Source organism: Alkalihalobacillus sp. TS-13 (assembly GCF_019720915.1).
Classification (GTDB): domain Bacteria; phylum Bacillota; class Bacilli; order Bacillales; family Fictibacillaceae; genus Pseudalkalibacillus.
Genome location: NZ_JAHKSI010000001.1, coordinates 1,636,408 through 1,661,887 on the forward strand (window position 1 = coordinate 1,636,408; position 25,480 = coordinate 1,661,887).

Here is a 25,480-nt window from a genome sequence, read left to right on the forward strand (position 1 = left end):
TTCTGCAGGAGTCTTGTAAATTCCATTGCTCAGCAAACTTAGAAACCGTCTAAATTAATGAATAGAATGCAAATGAGGGAGAGACCAAGATGGCCAATCCCTCATTCTTTCATTTTCGTTTTATGAACATTGTAATCGCCATAGGTAATAAACCGAACCATTTTACAGAAAGTGGCGGTTTATGTTCTTTACGTGTTTTTCTCTGCTCTACCCGATCTTTCTTGGGTTGATCTATATACCGTACAAATTGTTGCGTCAGGAATTTTATGAAATCATTCGTTGACACCAAAATCACCCGTTTTTATTACTCATTTTAGACAATTTAGAGCGTTTTTATCCATACAACAATTTCTTCTGCAATCTGGTCGACTGACTTTCCATCTGTTTGAATCGTCAAATCAGCGTCCTCATAATAAGGTTGTCTTTTCTCAGCCAACTGTTGGATTTCATTTTTAGTTTTCCCTTTTGCGAGGGGGCGATCATCTTGCTGTGAAAGCCTCTCATAAATCGTGTCGACTTCTGCTTCTAAATAGATGACATGTCCATGCTTCTTCATATGAGAACGATTTTCTTTTCTTACAACCGCTCCCCCACCTGTAGTAATGATGACATCAGATGTAGGCAATTCTTGAAGTGCACGCTGCTCTTCATCCCGAAAATAGACTTCTCCTTTTCGTTCAAAAATGGAAGGAATCGCCCAAGCCAGTTTCTCTTCAATATAATTGTCCAAATCAATGACCTGGACATTCAACTTTTCCGCCAATTCTTTTCCTACTGATGTTTTTCCTGCTGCCATGAATCCTGTTAAATAGATTGCTTTCACTATACCACCATCCAATGTACAACTTCTTGGTTAACATAATTATAATACAATAAACCTGTGTTTCTTCCACTTTTGTCCAACCGTAAGTCAAAACGGACTACATAAATGTCATCCGGCATCAGGGTGACATTGTAATCCACTATTCCATACTTGAAGCTAAGGGAACCCTCATCGTCAGCCTGGATGTTTCCGGACAGAAGGTTGTTGAAAACTTCATCTCTTGCTAATTCTAATGTAACATCAGCTTTAAACCAAATGAGCCGTTTTTCATGAAACTGTCTTTCACTATCCAAGATTTTGATATTATAAATCGTTACCGATATAAGGATCAAAGAGATGATGATAGAGAAAGCAGTCATGTAACCCCCTTCCTGTTTCATGGTGTCTTCCATTGATTGAGGTAGGGTTGAATGAGAATCGCTTTATGTGTGAATATACCTTCATGAGCCTGGACAATCAGTTCCACCGAATGTTGATCATGCTCCGTTCGAAAACTCTGAATGTCCTGTAAGATGATTTCAAACCCAGCCCCATTCACCTTACGCACAATGCGATCACCATATTTCTCATAGGATATTTCGTTTCCATCAGGCTGTATCAAATATAACCGATCCCACCGCTTTTCAGCACTAATTGATCCTTGCAGCTCTTTATCGGCCTGTTCAAAAAACAAACTGATTTCCTGATGATGCAGAGGTTGTCCACTTGTAGAGAATATCGCAGAAAACATCAAAGGAGTCAATACTGCCAATATGAGAAAAATGGTTAAAGAAATAATCATTTCCAAGAGTGTAAAACCCCCTTCATGCTTGACCACAAATTGACTTTGCTCTTCCATTTGCTCCAATCCAATCTAAACAAATTTCAATATGGTCTGATGTCAATCTGTTAAAGGTGACGTTATATTCTATCCCATTTACTTCTAGTAATCTTTCTTCTGGCTCTGACTTCTCCGTTTTCCATTCCTGCAGTAAAGTATGGCATTTTTCAATCGCAAACTCCTCCTGTTTGATCGAAATCCTTTCTGAATACACACCGGTAATTTGAGGAGCAATCCAAAATACTGTAAACATAAATATACTCATCCCAAGCATGGCATCAATAAGGGTAAAACCATCACAACTTTTCAATATAAAAGCGTCCCTTTCCGAGGAGAAAGACGATCTTATAGGTTTCTTTTTTGGAGCGTAACAACATCGTTCCTCCTTTTTGGATCGTCCCATTCACTCCATACTCTAGTTCCAAGCTTGAGGTCAATTCTTCAAAATAAACCCCTTCAGGAAACTGGATGGTCTTGATTCTTTCCTTATTCCTAGAGTCTGTTTCCAGTGTGTATTGCTCACCTGCATTATTGAATTTGATTTGTACTTTGACTTGTTCTGTTAAAGCATATTGTTGAGCGTAATGCAGATCAGACGTCAGCAGTTGGATGAACTGTTTAACCTCCCTGCTATCCTTCATCGGAATCATATTGATGACAACTACACCAGTCATGACAACAAGTATCGAAAGAACCATCAAAAGCTCAAGCATTGTATAACCTTTTTCATTATGGTCTGCTGACTTTTCCGGTTTCTGAATCATAATTTAAGACCTCTGAATCTCCTGGACATTTTATTTCATCTGAATCAATATATTCATCTAGCTCTCCAAGTTCTGTTGGCAATTCATCATGCTCGACTTGATAAGCTGCCACCTGGCTCTGGACCAATTGAACGGTAGCAGCACAGCTCTTATCTTTTACGACATCATTGTTCTTAGCCATATTCGGAACAGCAATCAACAACAGAATCGAAATGATCAGAATGACGATCAACATTTCAATCAATGTAAATCCATTTTCATTCGAACTTTGACCAACCATGGTATTTCTCCCTTCTTTTTCAAAGTGATTGAAAGAGTTGAAAAACAGGAATCATCACCGACAGGAAAAGAATCAACACAATCGATCCGATCACTGCAAACATGACAGGCTGAATGAGCGTTAAGAACCCTTTCAACCGTTCCTCAGCATTCTCAAGTAACATTTCACTAAAAAGAGCCAATTCTTCACCTAATTTTCCATTAGACTGGCCAAAGAATGTGACCTGGGCGAGCTCAGGTAAAAAGTAAGGTTTTTCCTCGAAGGCTTCACTCAAAGATTTTCCTTTCCTCAAATCGGCTTTTAGGATAGTGCCTTCTTCGTTGAAAAAGATCGAAAAACTCTGTTGTTCAAACAGTTGAAAAGCATTCGTCAAGGACAAACCACCTTTCAACAAATGACCGAGTTGAAAAGAAAAATATTGTGTCAAAACAATCTTCAAAGCCTCTCGCACGAAAGGAAACCTTAACCAGAAACAGATTTTGTCATGAGCGCTTTTATGTTTGAAGTGAAAATGTAGAATAATAAACATCAGAATGAGCAATGTGAGAGTCAAATAGATGAGGACTGGGATGAATTCTAGAAAAGAAATTAAATAAAGGGTGTAGACAGGGAGGGCTAGATTTACCGATTGAAAAAGATTCGAAAACTGGGGAAACAGGAATTTAAGCATGAAGAACATCATTACACTCAAAGTTCCGAGAAGGACTGCAGGATAACGGATTGATTGCAGGAATGATTTTTTCAACTCTTCACGTTTTTGGAGAATGGAACTGCCTTCAAGTAATCCGAATGAAAGATTCCCTTGTTCAGATGCAAAATAAAGGTAACCTAATATATCTGAGGGAATTCTTTGCCTTTCAAGGGACTCGAATAAAGGTTTTCCTTTAACAAGGTCTTCTTTAATCGTTTTGATAGTAACAGATGTAGCACGTTTATTTTGAAGGCTCAGTAACGTCAGCGATTCGGAAATCGAATACCCTTTATCAAGTAAGGTTCCGAGATTTTTCAGAAAGACTGCTTGCTGGGTGCTATTCCATTTATGCCTTCTCATAACGGCTCACATTCTTAATCCTAAATGGCTGTATAGGTGTAAATCCCATTGCCATCGCACGAATTTGATAATCATGCAGTTGAGGGAATTGTGTTAGTAGGTTCTTTTTGTTTTCAATTGCAGCCATTGTTTCTTCTAGCATTTCTCCATATAAGGTTTCATAGATCCCCATCCGACGGTTATCCCTCCTCAGCATGCAATAAAAGGAACATTCCCCGCTACAATATTGACAAGTAATATCACATAACCTTTGTGAAACGATTCCAAGTAACGTTTGCTTCAAGTCTTCAAATTTCAACCCAAATTCTAGAAGACGATAGAGACATCCAATTGTGTCTTTGGCGTGAAGTGTCGATAAGACGAGATGACCTGTAAGAGAGGCACGTATCGCTAAATGAGCCGTGGCTTCATCTCGTATCTCTCCGATCATGATGACATCCGGATCGTGACGTAAAATCGACTTGAACCCATCTAAATAGGTCACCCCTGCTGGTTCATTGATTTCAATTTGCAGTAAGCTGTCCATTCTTTTTTCAATCGGATCTTCCAGAGTGATAACCTGACGTTTCATTTGGTGTTGGGATTCTTGCAATAAGGAGTAGAGGAGTGTTGTTTTTCCAGACCCAGTAGGACCTGCAAACAATATTAATCCTTGAGGTCGTGAGAGAAGGTTGTAAATGTTTTTGAGTGTATTTGGGAAAATAGAGAGCTTTGAATAGGTGTTTGCATCATGTTGAGGCAGGATTCGGATAGCTAGAGCTTCATTGTAAGCTGATGGTAACGTAGAAAGCCTTAAATGGATATTGCCATTTACGGGGAGATAATGATGAATTGAACCGTTCTGGGGCTTTCGCCTTTCACCGATATCCATGCCTGCTAAGTACTTGAAGTGGGATATGAGACGCTCACTTTGATTCAAAGGCATTTCTTCGAGGGTGAACAATCGTTGATCGATTCTTGCTTGAATGGTAGCAGACCGACGCTTCGGATTAACATGTAAATCGGTTGCACGCATTGAAATAGCCTGTAATACCAATTTTTCACTCTTTGTTTCGACGTTTATTTCTATAAAACCACCTTCTTTCGGGAAGTATATGACTAATTCGACATTATTAAAAAGTATCCTCTTTTTAATTTAAAAATCCTGTATATTTTTCCAAATAGCCATTATACTATATGTAGCTTGGAATTATTTATAGCCTCGACACAAAATTGACATAGCAATTGTAATTTACTTTTTTCATTCATTTGATTTATAATACTAAAAGAGTCCATTTATTTTGGATGGAAAATCGTTAAATGCACTTATCTATCCGTAATGATCATTGCTGCAAAGGAGGATTACATATGGCAAGAATGTACCGCATGATGGGATTCTGGACGGCAGTCATCGCTGTAATGGCTTATGTTGGTGACATGCAGGCGTTTTCCCTTCTATTCGTAGGACAAACGGTAATGTTTGTTGCACTTGGATACCTTAACCTATCTGAAAGAATGTATATTTATATTTTTGGTGCCTACTTAACAGTCTTCTTTATCGGTTTCACGTACTGGTCCACTTTCATGATGACACCTGGTTCAGGCGGACATTAATCAGCGCACAAAAAAGATGGACAATTCAGTCCATCTTTTTTAATTCGGCTTTTTCTTGAATGATGACATGGAACGCTTCACTGATGCCCCCTGGGGTCACAAAGGAACGGATCGCCCGGTTCAACCTGCTTTCCTCAGAAAATGGATCGCGGTTATCGTGATCGACCAAATGATCGAATAAACCATTATCCAATAAGAAATCCCTCTGCTTACCTAGATAATGCTTACACATTCCCATTTCCTCTCCTCTTTTTACTAACGAATCGAGTTGTATATGAGTCGTCAAATCCATCTTTCCAGGGTGTAAAAGTGGATCCTTGATAAGCTGGTGATCAAGGTACCCTCTTAAGCTCCCGTTTCGAAGAGCAGGATCCAACAGTTCTTCGTTTTGGTACCCATAATCCACAGTAATTAATAACCCTTTTGAAAGTATCTCATCGATTTCAGAGATCCATTCCATCATTTTTAATGGGACCTCGAAACGATGGTTTTCAGGAAGGGCAATCCCACTCCATTCGAACCATTGCAATATCTCCTTGCACTCAGTTGGCATCACGATTTCCTTCATCACTCGATTCTCATCCAACGTAAGCATGACCTCATGAAGTTTCCCATCTCGCTGCTCAACAACATGGACAGGAAATGCATCCAGGAGTTCATTGGAGAAAATGATTCCTTTTAAACCCCCGTGTTGCTGCTTGAAATCTGTAAGTGATGAATGAAATTCGACATTTTTATGCTGGTAGACGTTCATCTTTGCTGTTTTTAAATGATCATCACTTACATCAATGAAAGAATAGGACAATTCACCATAGCGTTCTGGTTTGGTCTTTTTCAAATAATCCAGTACTTGTTTGGAAAAAGAACCATTCCCTCCTCCTATTTCACATATATGAAAAGGAAGGTTCTTTTTTTTACAATAAGCATCAAAATAATCGGCAAATACCCATGCGAACACGGGATGGATGGAACTTGACGTATAGAAATCACCATCCTTTCCGATTTTTGTTTCTTCTTTTTGATAATATCCCGTTTTATGATATAGGACAGTCTCCATAAAATGTGCATAACTGATGCTGTTATGATTGCTTGATTGAATTTTCTCGTAAAGAAGTTCTTCAATCGTCATCTGGTCATATGTCATAATGAAAAGCCATTCAAAAATGGATTCGAATTCATTTCTTCCCCGATCGTCGTTGAAGGACCATGTCCAGAAAGAACCTGGGTCTCTTCATCCAATGACAGCAACTGATTGTGGATACTTTTCAGTAGGAGTTTGTGGTCCCCGCCAGGTAAATCTGTTCGGCCGATACTCCCCATGAATAACGCATCACCGCTTACCACCAAATCACTTTCTTTAAAATAGAACGAAACACTTCCAGGTGAATGCCCCGGGGTGTAAAGGACCTTGCATGAAAAGCCATCTATTACTAGATTTTGTCCACCCTTCAATACATGGTCTGCTTCCTTCATGACAACTGATTGGACCATCGGGAAGAAACTAGAACCATTAAGGTCAGGATTCCCTAACCATTCAAGTTCTTCTTGATGAAGATATACCGGGGCATTCCACTTTGACCGGACCTCATCCAATGCGCCGATATGATCAAAATGGGCATGAGTAAGCAGAATAGCAGACGGCTTTAAACCAAGTGTTTCTATCTCTTGATTTATTCGATCCCCTTCACTTCCTGGATCGATGATCAATGCTTCCCTTTCCCCATTCCATAATAGGTAACAGTTTGCTTGTACAGGACCTACAGTAAGTTGTTTCCATTCCATATGTATCGCCTCCATTGCCAATCTTCTTATTTTATTCTACACTATAGTAAATTCAAATCTAAAGTTATATTCCATTCATACAATACCAATTTTGTGGGTGTATGGAAAGTGAGGGAGCTATGCAAATCGTTTATGGTGTTGAGCATCGGGAATTAAGAGGGCATTCCCCTGGATTCATCAGCCAATTCGTACGGAAAATTGCAAGTACAGCCAATATTGTTGATCGAGATGATCGCTTGTGCATCGTACAATCTGAATCCGAATATCAAGCGCTTCAAGACCTTTTTAAGGAAGATAATCTATTTGAAGAAGCGTATGTGCTCTATCCTCTCCAGTCTCCTACCACAACGTTCAATACAGATTATGGGTTCGTATCCTCTTCGAATCACGCCTATCTGTATAAAGAAATGGCAGTGCCTTTCCGTATGGATGAAGGAAATGAGGAGCAGACTAAAATGGCGTTGCTTCAATTGGAGGAACATCTTATCGCCCTCGATGATTCAGTTAATCCAATCATTTATTTTGCCGATCGTCAACAAGATGACTTGGTCAAGCAAATCGCTTCTGCTTATGATGTCTCCGTCACACTTTTGTAAGGAATGGAATCTCGACAATCGAAAAAAAAACAGGTACAATAAGATAGGCAATCATTCTATTACATAGATTGTTATCGGAAAAACAGGTTATAGTAATATTAACAAACAACAACATAAGGGGGGAAAGTTTATGGCATTGGCAATCATCTTTGGCCTAGTAACCCTTTTCGCACTCTGGGCGTTATTTAGAGAACTTAAAAGGAAAAATATCATTGCGTTAGGTTTTGCCTTCTTGACTGCAGCAGTGTTCGGATGGTTTACGGTGATGACTGTAATCGATATCTTCCACACTGGAGGTTGGGGCGGCGGGCACTAATCCGTCTACTCGAAAAAAGATTGACCGGAAATCCGGTCAATCTTTTTTCTTTCTTTATTTACGTTTTTGCTTCGACTGATTTGACTTTGTCTTCCATCTTCACTTGCTTGTCCCGTCTGTCATCCAAACGGATATTGGTTGAAACCCGTTCGATGCCATTATTAAACGGTACTTCGTGAATTTGTTGGATGACATCAAATAAATCAGCGAGATCTCCTTCAATCAAAGTACTCATCGGTGTCAACTGATAACTGATCTTATCACTATTCTCATCAAGGACTTTTTGAACATCGGCAACATAGTCACTCATACTCGGTGTTTTCGTTCCTAGCGGTACAACTGTTACATCAACGATTGCCATTGTAACCCTCCTCTAAGAATTTATATCGATCAGTTGCATTTTATCATTAAAATAAAATCTGTAAAGTAATATGGTCACCATCATCGCACAGACCGCGACAGAAACAAAAATACTTAGTGAGATGACGATTTGATACCGTACAGCATCTAGCGGGGAAACACCTCCTAATATCAAACCGGTCATCATCCCTGGCAGCTGGACGAGGCCGATTGTCTTCAACCCGTCGATATTGGGGATCATAGCCGCCTTCAAAGTTTTCCGGACAATCTGTAGGGACGATTGCTTCGGAGTCGCTCCTAAAGATAAGGCCGCTAAAACACGCCCCTTTTCTTCTCTGAACTGATGCTGCAGCCGCTCCAAAGCAAGACCTATTGCGATCATACTATTGCCGATCACCATTCCACTGATCGGAATCACTTTTTCTGCTGAAAAGGGTATGTATCCGAACAATAACCATAATGACAAAATGAATATTTCTGTCAGGGCAATGATCGTGAATACAACTGAATACACTCGGGGGATGTTCTTCCCTTTTCTGGCTGCGTTAATAGTAGCTACGACAACCATGACGGCGACCCATAAACCGATTCCTTGCCAACTAGGTAAATCAAATAAGAAGCTCAATACATATCCGATAATGAACAGCTGCGCAACCCCTCGGATGGATGACCATATGATTGTTCTCGATAATTCAAGTGAGAACCAGTAAGAAAGGGATACGGGAATGATGACGAATACGATAATGAACATTAGTGATAGATTTGTAATTTCTGTGCCTTCCATAGTACCCTACTCCTTTAAAAACTGCTCGAATTGTTGTGTTGCAGGATGTTCGAACATTTCAGAGGTTAAGCCTTTTTCTACAAGTCGTCCACCCTCAATATAAAAGGTCTGTCCTCCCATTTTTTCTGCTTGCTTTAGGTTGTGGGTAACCATCATAATCGTAATCCCTTTTTCATCGCGCAAACGAAACAAGAGTTCTTCGATATGCTCGGCCGTCTTGATGTCCAACGCGCTGGTCGCTTCATCAAGCAGTAAGACAGATGGTTTATTGGCAAAAGTCCTTGCTATAGCGACTCGCTGCTGTTCTCCTCCTGATAATGAGGTGACGTGACGAGTCTTGAATGATCGGGGTAGGTCAACCAGATCAAGCAATCGGTCAACATCACAATCTTGTAGTTCCCCATGCAGATTAGGTCCATATTGAATATTCTCTTCTGTGGTCCCATCAAAAAGATAGGCAGACTGGAAAACCATTCCGACCTCACAGCGTAACTTGGTCACTGGTAACGCTTTAATGTTCCGTCCTTTGTAATAAATGTCACCTGAATTTGGTTCTTCTAATCGGTTCAATAAGAATAATAAACTGCTTTTTCCTGCTCCAGATGGTCCAACCACTGTTGTAATTTGTTGCATTACTAGTTCGAATGAAACATCTTTCAAATGGTCGGTTGATACTCCTTCACACCTTATGATTGCCTGGTTCCTATCCATATGCCTTCGACTCCATTTTCCTTTAATCTCTAATAGTCTTTACCTGAAACTGTTTCTTTACAAACCATAAACAAAAAACAAGGGGTAATCAAAAAATAAGAATTTCCTGAATCATACTCTCAAGGATAGTTCTTGCTGTGTCAACACAAACTACTAAAACCCCTTATAAATAGACGAAATATGACAGACTTTTTCTTTACTATATTGGAAATACCTCATAGTTTATTGGACTAGTGGGTGTTAGTCTTATATACTAAGAAATTCCGGCTACTTTTAAAAAATCACGCAAGGTTAAGGAAGGAGAAATTCATGAAGAAAGTTACATCAGTATTTTGGATTACATTAGCCATAACATTATTCGCCTCCATTTGGGGATCGTTTGCGCCTAAAAATTTGGAGAAAATTACAGGGGCGATTCAAACGTATATTTCTGTTCATTTTGGTTGGTATTATTTATTGATCGTTTCATTATTCGTTATCTTTTGTGTATATATGATCTTTAGCCCATACGGTAAGATTAAGCTAGGCAAACCTAATGAGAAGCCGGATTATAGTTATTCAACCTGGTTTGCCATGCTTTTCAGTGCTGGTATGGGTATAGGACTTGTGTTTTATGGTGCAGCTGCACCCATTTCGCATTTTATGAAAACTCCTCCGACAGCGGAGCCTGGTACAGCTGCAGCCATTCAGGATGCTATGAGGATTTCGTTTTTCCACTACGGGGTTCATGCATGGGGAATTTATGCCATAGTCGCACTTATACTTGCTTACTTCAAATTTCGACATGGAAAGCCAGGTTTGATCAGTGCGACGCTGGAACCTATTTTTGGCGATAAGATGAAAGGCGGACTGGGAACTACGATTGATGTCATTGCAGTTTTCGCCACAATTGTTGGTGTTGCAACCACTTTAGGATTCGGTGCTGCTCAAATTAACGGGGGACTTACTTTCCTGCTAGGCCTTGAACAAGAATTTTGGATCCAGTTGGTTATTATCATAGTCGTGACAGTTCTGTTCATGGTTTCAGCTTATACTGGCCTTAGCAGAGGGATCAAATACTTAAGTAATCTTAATATGGGGCTGGCAGTCCTGTTATTCATCGTCATTTTGATAATCGGACCAACGCTCTATATTTTGAATACATTTACGAATACCATGGGGACTTACCTTCAGACAATTGCAACAGAAAGCTTCAGACTCTCACCAGAAAACGGCGAAGAACAACAATGGGTCATGGATTGGACCGTCTTCTTTTGGGCATGGTGGATTGCCTGGTCTCCGTTTGTAGGGATTTTCATCGCCCGTGTGTCTCGAGGACGTTCAATCCGCGAGTTTTTATCAGGAGTCTTACTTGTCCCTTCACTTGTTAGTTTCTTGTGGTTTTCTGCCTTTGGGATGACTGCTATTGATACTCAAAAAAACGGTGCAAATATTGCATCACTACCAGACGAACAAATCTTATTCGGTGTATTCGACCAGTTTCCTTTCGGTGTCATTTTATCAATCCTTGCGATGTTATTGATTGGGACTTTCTTCATCACATCGGCTGACTCTGCTACATTTGTTCTAGGCATGCAGACGACGAACGGTGCCTTGAACCCTTCTAAAAGGGTTAAATTTGTATGGGGGATCGCCCAATCAGGAATCGCCGCTGTGCTTCTCTATACAGGAGGTCTTCAAGCATTGCAGAACGCATTGATTTCAGCAGCATTCCCATTTTCATTAATCATGTTACTCATGATATACGCATTCTTCAAAGCGATTAGGAAAGACAAAGCGGAAGTAGAACAACTTAAACTAAAGAAATTGAAAAAGTCATTAAGTCGACCCTGATAAAAAAAGCGGTGTGCTCATGCTAAGATTACAGCAGGTGCACGCCGTTTTTCTATTATGTGCTGCTTAAAAAATCATCAAGAATTTGTATGTATATTTCTGGTTTCTGTGCATGGACAAGATGGGAGGCAAAAGGAATGACACTGATATGGACGTTTGGATTCATTTGTTGATACTTGGATGCTGTTGAAACCTCATTTATATTCCCCTCCCCAACCATGAACAAGAATGGCACTTGTATTTCAGAAATATTCTTGGTCAATTCAAAAGGATACCAATCATCATTTACAGCCATATGTATGAATTGTTTCCAATCCGATTCATGAAGAGTATCAAAATAGGCAACTGCTTGCGGATCATTTAGCAGTTCTATTTGATGTGCTACATCTCCTGCGTGTAATTCAGTCCAGTTGTCGGGTTTGTCGGAGATGATTCCTGAGATCGACAAAGTTCGTACTTTATATTTTTTTGCAAATGCAAGCGCGATGAAACCTCCTAATGAACAACCGACAAGATGTGGTTGTTCGACACCTAAATGGTCTAATGTTTCTTTCAAGTCCTCGACAGAATCTTCTAAGAAGTTTGAGACATCTGTTGTATAAGATTTTCCGTGTCCTCTCATATCTGGAAGAATAACTTGCTTATTGTTTTTAAAGAATTCCAAGTGTGCTGCAAAATCCGTCAATCCTGTTTGTAGACCCGTATGAAGAAAAACAATCGGATTCCTTCACCAGCCACTGCTGTATGTAATATCATTTGTTTTCCCCTTTTTAATTATATCTTTATCGCTTCGTACGTAATGGTCTGATTCGGTTTTGTTGGATATATCCCATATTCATATTCAGCGGAAATGATGATAAGCATATAAACTATCCATCATCCACTTGTCTTTTTTGACCAATTCGATGATATCGTTCTCCGTTTTCAGATTCATTTTACACCTCTTATTCAACCCGTTTCCTGAAACGATATGCCAATGCAGATGTTTCGAATCCTGATTGGCCCCAAGATTGGTGATTACCCTGCATGCTCCAAATTCTTGTTCAACTGAATATGCCACCGCTTTAACACCATTCATCAATTCTGTGAATATTTTTGTGTCCCACAGCGGTCAACGACGGAATATGCTTTTTAGGTATGCACACAATATGCATCTGGTAGGCAGGTCGCGTATGATAATAGCCTAATACATTCTCCGTCTCATAAACTTTCTTCACATCGGTTTTCCCACTTAAAACTTCATCACAATAAAAATCAACTGTCATCTAGTTCAGTCTCCTTCTTGATAAATGACTTCCTACTTTTATGGATTGTTCTGATTATTATTCTGACCAAGCGAAGCCGAAGATGATTTTTCGTAGGCTTCGTCTTCTGGCTTTCGGTTGAATTTCTTTTTATTCAGTTCATCCCCGTAAAACTTGTTTGTGTTGAAGTTCGATCGGATTATCCCCCATAATATCGGTAAAGCGAATAAGAAAATGATAATCAAAAGGATCCAAATATCGTCCATAGTGTATCACCCTCCTCCTTTCATTACGTTTGATAAAAGAAAACGGTTCAGAGAATGGCTGTTGATAACATAAGTGATGGGGTTAAGGTTAAGTTCTTAGGCTGCAGCCTTCAACTCTTCAGCTGCCTGTTGGGTGTTGAAGGTATCAAAGATAATCGTTTGATCCCCTAAATCAATGATACCGGCATTTGCAACTGCACCTCCGCCTTCTTACCAGTGCTGCGAAGACTCCCTCTTTGATTTTTTGTGTAAAATGTTTGTTTTCTAACTCGGTATTCATTCATGCCCTCTTTAATCAGATCTTTATCAAAGTAGGATAGTTCATCCTAAACTCAAAGCCTATGCAATGAAGGCAGAAATCATCTCAAGATCGTTTTCAACCATTTTCCTTGCATGGACCAAGAAATCCTCCCCGCAATTCTTTGCTTTAATTTTAACATGTTTTTCCATAATCTGTTTAAAAACATTTTGCATTCTCGCAGGAACAAAGAGCCCAAACAAAAAGGACTGTGCCAACAGAGTCGAGTAACTCAAAGGTTGAACAGTCCTTCCTGGATTACATATATAAACTTGCGAGCATGATTCCTAATGTTTCTTGGTAAATTTCATCATATTGGGATAATGGTAACGGATTGACGCCCTCTCCTAATTCGACTGTGTATCCTGGCCGTTTCCATTCTTGGATGTACCAGTCTTTATAACCTGCATAACTATCTATATACCGGACAGGTTTATAACCGCTGACTCTTTCAAATTCCTTAACGATCGCTTCTGCATAAGACGGTTCTAATCCTTCATACCCCCAATAGATTTCCTCTCCCTGTGTATGGAAGGCTACGACACGATCGAAATCCTCCTTACGAGTCAATTCAGCCATAGCGATCGTTTCAGGTTCGCTTAATGGTTTGTCTCCAGGGTAGTCTCTAGGTGCGATCGCTTGTGGCTTCCGTGGTTTTTCAACTTCCCAATTAGCAGGGAATTGATTATTCAAGTCTACCCCTCTTATATTCGCTTTCCATCCTGAGAAATCTGTGTTGCCATTATTAAGTTCTATTACGAAATCTCGATAATATTCACTATCAGGGGGACCGTCCAATACAAGATCGACACCGTCCGGATTCACCATCGGAACAATTGACACAGTAACACCATCATAGAAAGGGGACATTTTCAAACCTCGAATTGTCCATTGGTTCGTCAAGGCTAAAAGGTAGTCATTCAGAAAATCCATTATTACTGCTGAAGTGATCCATTCCTGGGCATGAAAAGCTCCATTCATATGAACTTTCTTCTCCCCATTCCCGATTTGAATCTCAGGAATGGATTTACCCAACACAGATTTCCCGATGGATTTCAATTTTATAAAAGGATAGACCGCTCTTAATGAATACAGATTTTTCATCATGGTTGACCAATCATAATTCATTTTCGGGTTTACGTAAGGTGTCTCTACTCTCACCGGAACGGTGATGATTTGTCCAATTTGAAGGTTACTTGGAGATGTATTAGGATTCATGATTGTGAGAGCATCTAGCGCCAATTTCCTTCTCTGGGCAATCTTATAAAAGGTCTCTCCTTTTTGAATCGTATATTTTTCCGTCTTATATGCTGGTATTTCAACTTCAGTTCCGACTTGTAAACTTGACGGATCGGTTGCACGGTTTGAGTCGAGGACAAGCCGGAGAGGCACATTGAACAATTTGGCAAGATACCAAAATGTGTCTCCTTTTCGTATTCTCACCTTCATTTCGGTTCCCTCCATTTAACCATTCTCCCACCATATATATGGCACCAATCCTCAGTTATGAATCATTTATGTTCTTTTAAGTGCCAAGCATCGCCTTGTTCCTGTGCTATGAAGTAGAATCAGTCACTCAGTCACTGGTCTTCATTAAAGATTGTTTTTTGACACACGGAAAATATTTCCTCGGGTGAACCGCCTCGCTGTTGGGTCTTGCCTGCTGTTCACGCCGAAGTCTCGCATATTTCAAGCATTTTCAGATTTCCATCAACAACAGACCATGCATCAACTCAATAAAAAAATTACCACAGTTTTTTAAAAACTGTGGTAGAGCTCAAAAGCTGTAAAGTTAAAGAAAACTTGGCAGAGACAAGCCTTGGCGCAGGGCTGAGCCATAGTTGCGCTTATACTGAAGAAGTATTTTATACTTTCTTTAAGTGTAAAATAAAACAAACCGTGCCAACATTTGTTGACACGGTTTATCAGCCTCTATTCTTCTTTAATTGTTCCTGTCTTTGGATCGAAGAAACGCAGCAAGTCACCATAGATGATGCGATCAGAGTAATCGAGCTCTTTTTTCGCTTTTTCCATATATGGTTCACACGCTGTTTTCTCTACCTTTTCACCAGTTTCTTTATCATAACATGTGTTATCTGTGTATACATGATCTTTTGTGATAAAGCTTCCGTCACGTAATACTGTAAAGTCTTGACGTTCTTTAGAGAACAAGTCAGATCCAAATTGGATTGTGTTTTTCGTATCTTTTCCGAGCAAGTGCATGATTGTCGGTCTAAGGTCAACCTGACCACCAACAGTATCCATCTCTTTACCATTACCATCCCCAGGGATGTGGATATACATTGGTACACGTTGCAACTGTGTCGATTCGAATGGTGTTATTTCTTTTCCAAGGTACTCTCCCATAGCTTTGTTATGGTTTTCTGATATACCGTAATGGTCTCCATATAGGACGAATACAGTGTCTTCATACAAACCTTCATTTTTCAAGCTATCGAAGAACATCTTAACAGCTTCGTCAGTATAGCGGACTGTTGTGAAATAACGGTTTACAGTTCCATCGTTTGACGTCCACTCAGGAATAAATTCATCTTCCTGTTCTAACGTGAATGGGAAGTGGTTAGTCAGTGTGATGAACTTCGTGTAATAAGGTTCAGGTAATTCTTTCATATGATCCACTGATTGCTGGAAGAAGAACTCATCTTTCATTCCCCAACCAACCGATTCTTCAGGTTTTATATCGTATTTCGATGCTGAGTAGAACTCATCATATCCAAGCGAGTTGTACATGATATCACGGTTCCAGAAACTTTTGTTGTTCGCATGGAAGTTCGCTGTATGATACCCTTCCTCTTTCAACAATTCTGGTGTAGCCTGATATTCATTTTGTGAATGAGTGAAGAATACCGCTCCACTTGGTAAAGGATACATTGAGTTGTCTAATAGGAACTCTGAATCGGATGTTTTCCCTTGTCCTGTCTGATGATAGAAGTTAGGGAAATAGTACGTGTCTTCATCTTTCTTCAATTCATTTAGGAAAGGCGTAATTTCTTTCCCTTCCAAATTGTTATCAATGACAAAGTTCTGCATTGACTCAAGAGTAATGACAACGACATTTTTATCCTTTGCAGCTCCGAACATTTCTGGATCCGGGCTTTTATAATCAGCTTTAACATAGTTTTCAATATCAGCGATTTCACTGCCATCAGCTAAGGCACGTTGCGCTTTCGCTTTTGACTGGATGATCGCATCATATGCATGGTAATTGTATGCTCCGATATTCTTAATCAACATTTCACGGTCGAATGAACGAGTCAACAATTGGGGACGTTCTGTTTCAGCAATACCCACATTTACGATGAAAATGATCAAACTTGATGCGAAAACGAGCCCGATTTTTTTAGACGACATTTTAGGTGCCTCAAGCTTGCGCATTTTCATATATACAGCAAGAATAATGATATCCGCGAATAATAATAGATCGTACGGATAAATTAATGATGTGATACTGCTCCCCAGGTCACCCATATTGCTTGTCTGGAACAATACCGGTATTGTAATGAAGTCATTAAAGAACCGGTAATATATCATGTTGGCAAATAAAATGAATGACGCGATTAAATTCAAAAATAATATAGCGATATTTCTAGCTTTCCCGGAGAAAAATAAGGCAATCGCCATAATGAATACCACTGAACTTAATGGATTGATCAAGAGAATAATTTCTTGTACTGTATTTTCTATTTTTAGATCAAACGAAATTTTATAAACCAGATACGATTTCAACCAGAGTAAAACACCTGTGATGATGATAATCTGATATTTTGATAGGGTGTTTTTCAACATCGTACAGTTACCTCCTTGACAAGATGAACTTATCACAATTTTGTTTTGTTATCATTCTCGTAATTATTATTGTTTTCTAACATGTTTTATCTTCACTCGTTTTTCACATGATTGTTATAATACTCCCTTTTTGTTCATTTTTCAAGTGAAATTTAACCTTTTTCAAGAATTTGTAAAATGCCGCTTCTTACGCTAAATTAACTATCCCCTGTTGTAATAACCGCTAAACCTATAGACGATCAAATAAGAAAAAAGTTTTACTTTAATAAGGAATTTACAGTAACTTCACACTTTGTTCATATTTTTATGTACAACCCCTAGTTAAATCTCACTAAAAAGGAGCAGGATCATGACTTCTTTACTATTTATAACACTCGGTACAATTCCGGCCAAGCCATTATATGAAAAAAAAGAGTCACTGATGACCCTTTTCTGAATTTGTATAGTATTCGTATTTCTATTCTTGTTTAGGAGGACATTGATGTTAATTATGGTTTTTTAGAGACATGAGGCGGGCGGAGCCGATGACCCCTGCATCATTTCCTAAACTTGCAATTGCAAAATCAGCACCCTCCTGTACTCTCGGAAGTGCATACTTGCTGAATGACTTTTTCAAAGGAACCATCAATAGGTCACCTGCTCGTGAAACACCCCCACCAATGACGATTCTTGAAGGATTAATCACATTTGCCATATTTGCGATCGCCAGTCCGAGATGATGGGTGATGACATCAATTACTTCAATGGCCCATGCATCGCCTTCACTAGCTGCATTAAATACATCTTCTGCTGATACCTTCATCCCCTTATTAAGTACACTTGATGGATTTTGATCAAGACCTTCCATGGCAATCCGAGAGATGCCTGTTGCCGATGCGATTGTTTCTAGACAACCCTTCTTGCCACAATTGCAAGGAGCCCCACCATCAACAATCGACGTAATATGGCCGATTTCTCCAGCCATCCCATTCGTTCCGTGAAGAATGGTACCGTTTGAAATGATTCCACCTCCAATGCCGGTCCCTAAAGTGATGCAAATTAGATCTGATGCCTGTTTCCCAGCACCTTTCCACATCTCGCCGAGTGCAGCAATATTCGCGTCATTATCAACCACGACACCTAGACCTGTCTTCGATTCCAAGTCATCCTTAAGTGGATAGTTTTCCCATCCAACATTGACCGCATGATAGATAAATCCGTTTTCCAAATTAATAAAACCTGGCGCACCGATTCCAATGCCCTCGAAATCTTTTAACTCCAAGTTTGCATTTTCCATCTTCATCTTGAGTGAATCTGCAATGTCTTGGGATATATTCCTACCGTTGTTACTTGTATCAGTTGGTATCTCCCATTTCTCTACAATATTCCCCATTGGATCTACAATGGCCATTTTAATGGTTGTTCCACCCAGGTCGATTCCTATCGAAAGTTTGTCCATAATATGTATCATCCTTTAATTCAATTTATTTTGTTCACTTTTGATGATTAGAATCGCATTACGATAATCCTCGTTACTGATCATGCCATTTTGGTACATTTCTTGTATTTCAGATTGATAAAGTTCTAAATCCGCCATCCGGTTCCCTGTATAAATAAATGCACCGAAGCGCTTTAACAATTGTTGTACATCCAAGATTGTCCTCATTATCTGCTCACTTCCCTGGATATTCTGTTCACTACACAGCAATCCTATGATTTCACCCAACCGTATTATATCATTATTATTCAATTTAAAAAGCGGTTCAAAACCTGATGAAAATCAACAGCATGATAAAAAATAGAGAAGCATAGTCGCTCCTCTATCGGTCAGGGTCTTTTGGATGTAATACGGTTGGTCTTCTATTTTTGAGTGGAATCGGTGAACGGATGAGTACGTCCCGGAATCCTTTATATGAAAATGGAATGAATGGCCAAAGGTAGGGAATGTGAAAGGATTTAAGCCGTGAGAGCAAGATGATCCATAAAGTTGTTCCGATCACATACCCCGGCAAGGCGAATAATCCTGTCAAAATCAGAAGCAACAATCGTGTCAAACGGTTTGCCAGACTTAATTCATACGTCGGAGTCGCAAAAGAACCTATAGCTGCAATTGAAATATACAAAATAACTTCATTAATAAATAAACCTACATTTACAGCTACTTGACCAATCAATATTGCCGCGACTATCCCTAAAGCCGTCGCTAAGGAAGATGGTATATGGACAGTCGCCATCCTCATGATATCCAAACCGATTTCAATCAGTATGAGTTGGATGAACAATGGCACATCCCCAACTTTTTCAGGACCAATAAATGCGAGTTGGGCAGGCATCATCTCTGGACTGATAGCGAACAGATACCAAAGAGGTAGCGAAAAAATCGACAGTAATACTGCGAAAAAGCGTACAAAACGAAGATATGCTCCCACTACTGGTTTTTGTCGATATTCCTCCATATGCTGCAAATGATGCCAAAATGTTGCTGGTGTTATCAAGACACTTGGTGATCCATCGACAAAAACGAGGATATGACCTTCGTAAAGATGCACAGCAGCGGTATCAGGACGTTCCGTATACCTGACCAAAGGATAAGGATTCCAATGCTGACCGCAAATGAATTCTTCGATTGTCTTTTCCCCCATCGGAAGTCCATCCGTATCAATCTTTGATAAAGAGTTTTTAATCTTTTCCACTATTTTCGGATCCGCGATATCCTCTATATACGAGATACAGATATCCGTCTGGGACCTTCTTCCGATTTTCATATATTCCATCCGTAAGGAACGATCTCGAACTCGTCTTCTTGTCAGAGATGTATTGAAGATGATCGTTTCTACAAACCCATCCCGTGATCCTCGTACAACCCTTTCCAAATCTGGCTCTGATGGACCTCGAACGGGATAGGTTCTAGCGTCGATCACAATTACGGTGTCGATCCCTTCAACAATCAGCAGACTTGGACCTCCTAATGAGAAATCAATCGCCTTTTCTAGGTTGTTCTGTTCTTCTATTTCCATATATGGAAGATGTGTCCGCATCAATTTCGTTAAAGGATCCGGGTCAAGGTCCTCTGGGTCGAGCCGGGATAATAATTTCATCAGATAGTGCATGATATCATCTTTAACAAACCCATCAATCATAAAAAGGCTCATGCGCCGTCCAGCATATTCCAGCTCTAGATGGATCTGGTCAAAGCTTTTGTCGATTCCTAATTCATCTTTTATATAAGCAATCGTTGAATCATAATCTTTGATTTTTGGCGTTTCTTTATGTCGAGACATTTTCCCCCTCCTTTCAATTACCATCATTAACCAATTATGACGGTTACATACTAGGACAGGGTTCGAATCATTGATTTTTGCGAAATTCACTCCCTTTCTACCGGCAGACGAAAAGCGGGAGCGACCCGATTAGTCATGTAGGTCACTCTGAAAACTGACGAGGAGGCTGTCGCCGCCGCAGGAGGTTTGAAGTGATCCAAGTGACTGGTCGCTGAGCTCGACATCACTTCACTGCATTAACTCACTTTCGCAAGCCTCCTCACTCACTTGCACAGGGATGCGGTCGTTGTTAGTCGAACATCCTTCGTTCGTTGCGGGGTCACGCTTGGCCGCTCTTCCCGCAGGAATGTCATGAATTTCACTTGTAGAAAAACATGAACTCGCTAGCATATCCTTTATATGAGGAATTTGCACAAAAAAGAGTACTGACTAAGGAGTCAGTACTCTTTCTTATTAGGCATTCATATCAGATTTCAGGTAGTAATAAATCAATTGAGCTGTATGTAACAAGGATGTTTCGTGGGTACGTTCAAATGCGTGTGATGCATCAATACCCGGTCCGATCAAACCATGTTTCACATCAAATCCAGCTCTTATGGCTGCTGAAGCATCTGATCCATAGTAAGGATAGATATCCATCTGGTATTCGATGTGGTTTTCTTTTGCAAGATTTTCGAGGTGTTTTCTCAGTCCAAGATGATATGGCCCACTGGAGTCTTTTGCGCAAATTGACACCGTATATTCATCTGTAGCCTGACCGTCACCAATCGCACCCATATCTACTGCCAAATATTCTTCTGTATCATCCGGAATATTAGAGTTTCCGCCATATCCGATTTCTTCATTGTTGGAGATCAAAAAATGGGTCGTGTACGGAAGCTGGAACCCTTCTTCCTTTATAAGCTTGATGACATGCATCAACAAAGCCACGCTAGCCTTGTCATCAAGATGACGGGATTTGATGAAGCCACTGTCTGTGGTTTCGACACGTGGATCAAATGAAACAAAGTCCCCTACTGAAATACCTAATTCTCTTACATCCTCTTCCGAGTTGACTCGTTCATCGATACGGACTTCGATATTCTTTTCATCACGTTTTGCATCACCTGCTTCTTTATACACGTGTACAGACGTTTGATGCATAAGAATTGTACCTGAAAAGCGCTTGTTATCGGCTGTTTCGATTTGACAATACTCACCTTCAACATGATTCCACCTGAATCCACCAATCATCGAGAGTTTCAATCTTCCATTCGGTTTGATTTCTTTGACCATTGCGCCGAGAGTATCGACGTGTGCAGTCAAAAACCGATGACGATCATCATTTTCTCCAGGCAAAGTAACGAGCAAACCCCCCTTATGATTCCGTTTTGTTTCCAATCCAAGTTTAGTGAAAAAGTCCTCTACATGTGTAATGACCTGGTTGGTATTTCCAGATGGGCTTGGAATCGATACAAGACCTTTGATTAATTCCATGATTTCCTTCGTGTTGACTTTCTGATTCATAATTTCTTTTCCCCCTCAAAACTATTTCCTTCTAAACTTCCGGACAGGTTCATATTTTATATGGATAGGATGTCCATGGAGGTCTAAACGGATATGAAAAAACAAATCTTGATCTTCTTTATATTAGCGACAGTTACCGCAACGTCCCTCTATATGTATAATAACCAAACATCCAACGTAAAAGAAAGCATTATCTATTTTCCGATTGATCCGTCTGTTACGTTCACATCTGCAGATACGGAAGTCATTCTACTGGAAGAAAAGGATGAGGATGAATATGAAATCCAGTGGAAGGTGAATTCAACTCTCGGGAAAGAGGCGTACTTGAGACAAGATATATCGTTGTTATATGAGGATGGGATGCTGAAGGATACGATGTCCAAATGGGTGGAAAATACCGATACTCTCCAACAGAAAAAAATCGTCACGAACGAAGATAGTGGTCATTTCGAGGCGATCAGTTTTCACCATGCAGAATTACATTACCCGAATGATATCATAAAAAGTGCACAAACCATGAGTTATGATCAACTTTATGTCATCGATACCCCTCTCCAACCATTGGAGTCCTTCAAAGCTCCAGAAAACGAAGAGGATCTCAATAATAAAAAAATGTTAGATCATGCAACGAACCAACAGCTTAAAGTGGTATGGCATAATTTGATACGTCACTACAATGTTTCCATTGAAAATTACTATGTCCTTCCATTGACAAAACTCTATGATTATTCAAAACTTCCCCTTCCTGGTCTTTCAAAAGAAAAAACCGACCAAGTGATCGGCGGCTTATGGGAAGGTATTTATAAGAATTATTTTCTTGGCGTCAAATCTCCAAATGGAGAAATTGAATCTCCAATCGGAAGTAGTTTGCCACTCATTCTGATCAGTAAAGATATGACACATTTGATATTGTTGACAGAAACAAAATCAGGTCAAAACGTCCAGCTTATTCAATACATCAATCCTTGAGGTCTCATAACGACTATTTAATATGAAGAAACACGTTTTACTCTCGTTTAAAACATGTCTTGAACCATTTTATCACGGACACCAGGAATTCTTAAAAATCCACGAATAGCTATCGTACGTAAAAGTTTCATACCAAGAATCAGATTTAACAGTTTGTATCGATTTTGATACATTAAAAATGCACCAAGAATCAATAAGACCCATTTCACTAAACCATATCTCATCATCCAAACCACCTTTCATCTATACTATCTGATATCAGAGGCAGATTTATGCAAAATTTTTTGGTGGTTTATAACAGGATTGTCCTAAAAGGAAAGTGTCCGACACCTCCAAACCAACATTTTGTATCAAAACCACGATTTTTCTCAAAATGTTATTAAGTTTCAGAGAGAATCAGACACTTTTTGGACTGCCCTCCTCCACATTTTGTGTTGGCGCCATTTTGCGAAGGCGATAAATCACATTCCTCGATCAGTTACCTACAAAAATAAAGGGGGAAATGCAAAAAATATGAAATTAGCTACAAAAACGAAAAATTATCTGCAAAAACATAAATGTAAAACAGGAGGCTGATTGAATCAGCCTCCTGCACTTTATCTGATGATTTGAAGTTCTTTAGGAAATTTGGTCAAGGTTTCAAACCCGTCGGAGGTGACAAGAATATCATCTTCAATACGGACCCCACCTATATCTGGTAAATAGATACCTGGTTCGATCGTGTATGTCATACCTTCTTTTAAGAAATTGTTATTGTTTTCACTCATAGATGGATATTCATGAACATCAATTCCGATGCCGTGGCCAATCCGGTGAGGGAAGAAATCGCCATAACCTGCATTGGTGATAATATCTCTCGCTTTTTTATCCAGATCACCTAAACGGGTTCCCGGTTTTGACAATTCAAGTGTTTCGAGTTGCGCTTTCAAGACAATATCGTAGATTTCTTTTTGTTTATCATTGACCTCCTGAAACGCAACTGTCCTCGTAATGTCCGAGCAATACCCGTCTAACACGACACCAAGGTCGAACAAGACAAAATCTCCTTTCTTAAGCTTCCGATTCCCTGGATTTCCATGAGGCTGCCCTGATTTTTCACCGAATAAGACCATAGTAGAGAAGGACATTTCACGAATTCCCTTCTTCTTCAATTCATATTCGATCGTCGCAAGGACTTCCATTTCTGTGCATCCTTCTCGTAATGCGTTTACTCCTGTTTCAACCCCAAAATCAGCCAGCTCAGCTGCTTTTCTCAGGATTTCTAATTCCTTTTCATCTTTTATGAGACGAAGTTGGTGAAGTTTATCTTCTGCACTATGTAATGATACAGAAGGGAACATCTTCATGATTTGTTCCGCTCGTGCATATGAGAGTGTTTCTTTTTCTATCACGACATGATCAGCCTTGGTGATACCCCGATCTGTTAGTGCGTATTGGATCATTTTCCATGGATCATCTGCATCCCCATGGCCAATGATTTCATATTTCCATCCTGCATCCCGTGCTTGAGACACTTCCATTCCTGGACAAACTAGGAACGGCTCATGATCTGGGAAAATGAAAATCCCTAACAATCTTTCATGGGGTTCACAGTTAAAATTCGAAAGATAAAATACGTTGGCAGAAGAATGGACAAACGCAAAAGTTTGCTCTGTTTCTTGCAACCATTTTGAGAATTGTTCTATTCGCTTTTCCATTATAGACCACAACCTTTAAATAGTATTCTATTGGAAACATACCTTTCTAGTGGATGATAGTCAATAAAGAAAACTTGATAAAGCCAAGTCATCAAAAACGCTGAACCATTTTCACCCCTTTTTCAAAGTAAAAAACACCCCCTATGACTATACATTGTTCCATACAAAGTTTATAGAGGGTGTCCTATTTCATTGGAAAAGTCGTTTTTTCAAATTGTATGACTCATAAACGATGTCTGCGTCTTGGTAGTAAACCTCTGAAAAGTGAGCGCGGAATAAATGTGATTAAACGAATTAAGCTACTGATCAATCTCATGTCTATTCCTCCTTTTTTCATCTTTAATAGGTTGTTCACTTTTCAGCAGGATTTAAAACATTTACGAACTTCATCTCATGCCTACTTCATTCTTTATCCATTTGCTCTTCAAATACCTTTTCGATTTCTTCATCAGAAACAGTTTCTTCTGGAAATTCTTTGATCTCAAAGTGCTTCATGATCGTGTCCAATTTTGACTTAATTAACGATAAGCTATATAGAACGTAAAAAACAATAAGAATCGGCACAATGTACAATAGAAAACCGAAAAGAATTTCCATAAAATCAGCCCTCTCTTTGTTAAGGTCCATCACATTATGTCTTTATCTGATTTTATGAAAGAGATGACCTAAAGTATTACTCTTAGAGTCCTATCAGCTTCATAATCGATAACTATCAATTGA

The 25,480-nt window shown here is 39.5% G+C and carries 32 protein-coding genes; 5 read left to right on the plus strand and 27 right to left on the minus strand.

Features of this window, described 5'->3' with window-relative positions; translation table 11 throughout:
- Window positions 1-109: 109 nt before the first annotated feature.
- The 9 genes from KOL94_RS08165 to comGA are packed head-to-tail and all read right to left on the minus strand — an operon-like array spanning window position 110 to window position 4,861.
- On the minus strand, window positions 110-295 hold the full coding sequence (locus KOL94_RS08165) for a YqzE family protein (RefSeq protein WP_483298068.1): 186 nt from the start codon (window positions 293-295) through the stop codon (window positions 110-112).
- 27 nt (window positions 296-322) lie between these two features.
- Window positions 323-823: a shikimate kinase gene (locus tag KOL94_RS08170; RefSeq protein ID WP_221565526.1), complete on the minus strand. Its 501-nt coding sequence runs from the start codon at window positions 821-823 to the stop codon at window positions 323-325.
- Window positions 823-1,182, minus strand: a complete 360-nt coding sequence (gene comGG / locus KOL94_RS08175; protein ID WP_221565528.1) for a competence type IV pilus minor pilin ComGG — start codon at window positions 1,180-1,182, stop codon at window positions 823-825. Before comGG ends, KOL94_RS08170 begins: the two co-directional genes overlap by 1 nt.
- A gap of 17 nt (window positions 1,183-1,199) precedes the next feature.
- On the minus strand, window positions 1,200-1,661 hold the full coding sequence (gene comGF, locus KOL94_RS08180) for a competence type IV pilus minor pilin ComGF (RefSeq protein ID WP_260412253.1): 462 nt from the start codon (window positions 1,659-1,661) through the stop codon (window positions 1,200-1,202).
- Complete coding sequence (locus KOL94_RS08185; protein ID WP_221565532.1) at window positions 1,627-1,953, minus strand: hypothetical protein; 327 nt, start codon at window positions 1,951-1,953, stop codon at window positions 1,627-1,629. Before KOL94_RS08185 ends, comGF begins: the two co-directional genes overlap by 35 nt.
- Window positions 1,940-2,407, minus strand: coding sequence for a competence type IV pilus minor pilin ComGD (comGD, locus tag KOL94_RS08190; RefSeq protein ID WP_221565533.1), 468 nt, complete (start codon window positions 2,405-2,407; stop codon window positions 1,940-1,942). The genes KOL94_RS08185 and comGD overlap by 14 nt, the downstream gene beginning before the upstream one ends.
- The gene (gene comGC / locus KOL94_RS08195) at window positions 2,373-2,687 is read right to left on the minus strand and encodes a competence type IV pilus major pilin ComGC (protein WP_221565535.1); all 315 of its coding nucleotides are present in this window, start codon (window positions 2,685-2,687) and stop codon (window positions 2,373-2,375) included. Before comGC ends, comGD begins: the two co-directional genes overlap by 35 nt.
- Before the next feature lie 19 nt (window positions 2,688-2,706).
- The gene (gene comGB, locus KOL94_RS08200) at window positions 2,707-3,738 is read right to left on the minus strand and encodes a competence type IV pilus assembly protein ComGB (protein WP_221565537.1); all 1,032 of its coding nucleotides are present in this window, start codon (window positions 3,736-3,738) and stop codon (window positions 2,707-2,709) included.
- The gene (gene comGA / locus KOL94_RS08205) at window positions 3,725-4,861 is read right to left on the minus strand and encodes a competence type IV pilus ATPase ComGA (RefSeq protein ID WP_483298084.1); all 1,137 of its coding nucleotides are present in this window, start codon (window positions 4,859-4,861) and stop codon (window positions 3,725-3,727) included. Before comGA ends, comGB begins: the two co-directional genes overlap by 14 nt.
- A 224-nt stretch (window positions 4,862-5,085) precedes the next feature.
- Here comGA and KOL94_RS08210 point away from each other — a divergent pair, with 224 nt between their 5' ends.
- The gene (locus KOL94_RS08210) at window positions 5,086-5,331 is read left to right on the plus strand and encodes a DUF2626 domain-containing protein (RefSeq protein ID WP_221565541.1); all 246 of its coding nucleotides are present in this window, start codon (window positions 5,086-5,088) and stop codon (window positions 5,329-5,331) included.
- Between the two features lie 25 nt (window positions 5,332-5,356).
- On the opposite strand, the gene KOL94_RS08215 is transcribed toward KOL94_RS08210, so the two are convergent.
- Together KOL94_RS08215 and KOL94_RS08220 are read right to left on the minus strand one after the other, a co-directional pair.
- Window positions 5,357-6,475 carry an SAM-dependent methyltransferase gene (locus tag KOL94_RS08215; protein ID WP_221565543.1) on the minus strand — a complete coding sequence of 373 codons (1,119 nt, stop codon included), beginning with the start codon at window positions 6,473-6,475 and terminating at the stop codon, window positions 5,357-5,359.
- The gene (locus KOL94_RS08220) at window positions 6,472-7,113 is read right to left on the minus strand and encodes an MBL fold metallo-hydrolase (RefSeq protein ID WP_221565545.1); all 642 of its coding nucleotides are present in this window, start codon (window positions 7,111-7,113) and stop codon (window positions 6,472-6,474) included. Before KOL94_RS08220 ends, KOL94_RS08215 begins: the two co-directional genes overlap by 4 nt.
- A 119-nt stretch (window positions 7,114-7,232) precedes the next feature.
- Here KOL94_RS08220 and KOL94_RS08225 point away from each other — a divergent pair, with 119 nt between their 5' ends.
- Together KOL94_RS08225 and KOL94_RS08230 are read left to right on the plus strand one after the other, a co-directional pair.
- A complete protein-coding gene (locus tag KOL94_RS08225; RefSeq protein ID WP_221565547.1) occupies window positions 7,233-7,709 on the plus strand; it encodes a hypothetical protein in 477 nt (158 codons plus the stop codon).
- Between the two features lie 130 nt (window positions 7,710-7,839).
- Complete coding sequence (locus KOL94_RS08230; RefSeq protein WP_221565548.1) at window positions 7,840-8,025, plus strand: DUF2759 domain-containing protein; 186 nt, start codon at window positions 7,840-7,842, stop codon at window positions 8,023-8,025.
- A gap of 58 nt (window positions 8,026-8,083) precedes the next feature.
- Here KOL94_RS08230 and KOL94_RS08235 read toward each other — a convergent pair whose 3' ends face one another.
- The 3 genes from KOL94_RS08235 to KOL94_RS08245 are packed head-to-tail and all read right to left on the minus strand — an operon-like array spanning window position 8,084 to window position 9,880.
- A complete protein-coding gene (locus KOL94_RS08235) occupies window positions 8,084-8,386 on the minus strand; it encodes an MTH1187 family thiamine-binding protein (RefSeq protein ID WP_221565549.1) in 303 nt (100 codons plus the stop codon).
- Between the two features lie 12 nt (window positions 8,387-8,398).
- Window positions 8,399-9,169 carry an ABC transporter permease gene (locus tag KOL94_RS08240; protein ID WP_221565550.1) on the minus strand — a complete coding sequence of 257 codons (771 nt, stop codon included), beginning with the start codon at window positions 9,167-9,169 and terminating at the stop codon, window positions 8,399-8,401.
- 6 nt (window positions 9,170-9,175) lie between these two features.
- Complete coding sequence (locus KOL94_RS08245) at window positions 9,176-9,880, minus strand: ABC transporter ATP-binding protein (RefSeq protein ID WP_221565551.1); 705 nt, start codon at window positions 9,878-9,880, stop codon at window positions 9,176-9,178.
- 309 nt (window positions 9,881-10,189) lie between these two features.
- Here KOL94_RS08245 and KOL94_RS08250 point away from each other — a divergent pair, with 309 nt between their 5' ends.
- The gene (locus KOL94_RS08250) at window positions 10,190-11,713 is read left to right on the plus strand and encodes a glycine betaine uptake BCCT transporter (protein ID WP_221565552.1); all 1,524 of its coding nucleotides are present in this window, start codon (window positions 10,190-10,192) and stop codon (window positions 11,711-11,713) included.
- A 55-nt stretch (window positions 11,714-11,768) separates the two neighbouring features.
- On the opposite strand, the gene KOL94_RS08255 is transcribed toward KOL94_RS08250, so the two are convergent.
- The 10 genes from KOL94_RS08255 to KOL94_RS08295 all read right to left on the minus strand — a co-directional run bounded on the left by KOL94_RS08255 (window position 11,769) and on the right by KOL94_RS08295 (window position 22,094).
- Entirely contained in the window at window positions 11,769-12,377 is a 609-nt protein-coding gene (locus tag KOL94_RS08255; protein WP_260412255.1) for an alpha/beta fold hydrolase, read from the minus strand.
- A 177-nt stretch (window positions 12,378-12,554) separates the two neighbouring features.
- The gene (locus tag KOL94_RS25615) at window positions 12,555-12,773 is read right to left on the minus strand and encodes a hypothetical protein (RefSeq protein WP_311775117.1); all 219 of its coding nucleotides are present in this window, start codon (window positions 12,771-12,773) and stop codon (window positions 12,555-12,557) included.
- Window positions 12,774-12,777: 4 nt separating this feature from the next.
- Entirely contained in the window at window positions 12,778-12,978 is a 201-nt protein-coding gene (locus KOL94_RS08260; RefSeq protein ID WP_311775118.1) for an HIT domain-containing protein, read from the minus strand.
- Between the two features lie 38 nt (window positions 12,979-13,016).
- Complete coding sequence (locus KOL94_RS08265) at window positions 13,017-13,223, minus strand: hypothetical protein (RefSeq protein ID WP_221565553.1); 207 nt, start codon at window positions 13,221-13,223, stop codon at window positions 13,017-13,019.
- Window positions 13,224-13,779: 556 nt separating this feature from the next.
- The gene (locus tag KOL94_RS08270; protein ID WP_221565555.1) at window positions 13,780-14,970 is read right to left on the minus strand and encodes a M14 family metallopeptidase; all 1,191 of its coding nucleotides are present in this window, start codon (window positions 14,968-14,970) and stop codon (window positions 13,780-13,782) included.
- A gap of 483 nt (window positions 14,971-15,453) precedes the next feature.
- Window positions 15,454-17,328: an LTA synthase family protein gene (locus KOL94_RS08275; RefSeq protein WP_221565557.1), complete on the minus strand. Its 1,875-nt coding sequence runs from the start codon at window positions 17,326-17,328 to the stop codon at window positions 15,454-15,456.
- Between the two features lie 484 nt (window positions 17,329-17,812).
- Window positions 17,813-18,766 (minus strand): ROK family glucokinase, encoded by a 954-nt coding sequence (locus KOL94_RS08280; RefSeq protein WP_221565558.1) that lies wholly within the window; start codon window positions 18,764-18,766, stop codon window positions 17,813-17,815.
- 15 nt (window positions 18,767-18,781) lie between these two features.
- Window positions 18,782-18,973 carry a YqgQ family protein gene (locus tag KOL94_RS08285; protein ID WP_221565560.1) on the minus strand — a complete coding sequence of 64 codons (192 nt, stop codon included), beginning with the start codon at window positions 18,971-18,973 and terminating at the stop codon, window positions 18,782-18,784.
- Window positions 18,974-19,127: 154 nt separating this feature from the next.
- Window positions 19,128-20,588 (minus strand): spore germination protein, encoded by a 1,461-nt coding sequence (locus KOL94_RS08290; protein WP_221565562.1) that lies wholly within the window; start codon window positions 20,586-20,588, stop codon window positions 19,128-19,130.
- Window positions 20,589-21,041: 453 nt separating this feature from the next.
- Window positions 21,042-22,094, minus strand: a complete 1,053-nt coding sequence (locus KOL94_RS08295; RefSeq protein ID WP_221565564.1) for a M42 family metallopeptidase — start codon at window positions 22,092-22,094, stop codon at window positions 21,042-21,044.
- A 93-nt stretch (window positions 22,095-22,187) separates the two neighbouring features.
- Between KOL94_RS08295 and KOL94_RS08300 the strand changes: the two genes are divergently transcribed.
- The gene (locus KOL94_RS08300; protein WP_221565565.1) at window positions 22,188-23,063 is read left to right on the plus strand and encodes a hypothetical protein; all 876 of its coding nucleotides are present in this window, start codon (window positions 22,188-22,190) and stop codon (window positions 23,061-23,063) included.
- 47 nt (window positions 23,064-23,110) lie between these two features.
- On the opposite strand, the gene KOL94_RS08305 is transcribed toward KOL94_RS08300, so the two are convergent.
- From KOL94_RS08305 to KOL94_RS08315, 3 genes are all read right to left on the minus strand, one after another.
- Window positions 23,111-23,287 (minus strand): hypothetical protein, encoded by a 177-nt coding sequence (locus KOL94_RS08305; protein WP_221565567.1) that lies wholly within the window; start codon window positions 23,285-23,287, stop codon window positions 23,111-23,113.
- Window positions 23,288-23,659: 372 nt separating this feature from the next.
- Complete coding sequence (locus tag KOL94_RS08310; protein ID WP_221565569.1) at window positions 23,660-24,760, minus strand: M24 family metallopeptidase; 1,101 nt, start codon at window positions 24,758-24,760, stop codon at window positions 23,660-23,662.
- A gap of 402 nt (window positions 24,761-25,162) precedes the next feature.
- On the minus strand, window positions 25,163-25,357 hold the full coding sequence (locus tag KOL94_RS08315; protein WP_221565572.1) for a hypothetical protein: 195 nt from the start codon (window positions 25,355-25,357) through the stop codon (window positions 25,163-25,165).
- Window positions 25,358-25,480 lie beyond the last annotated feature (123 nt).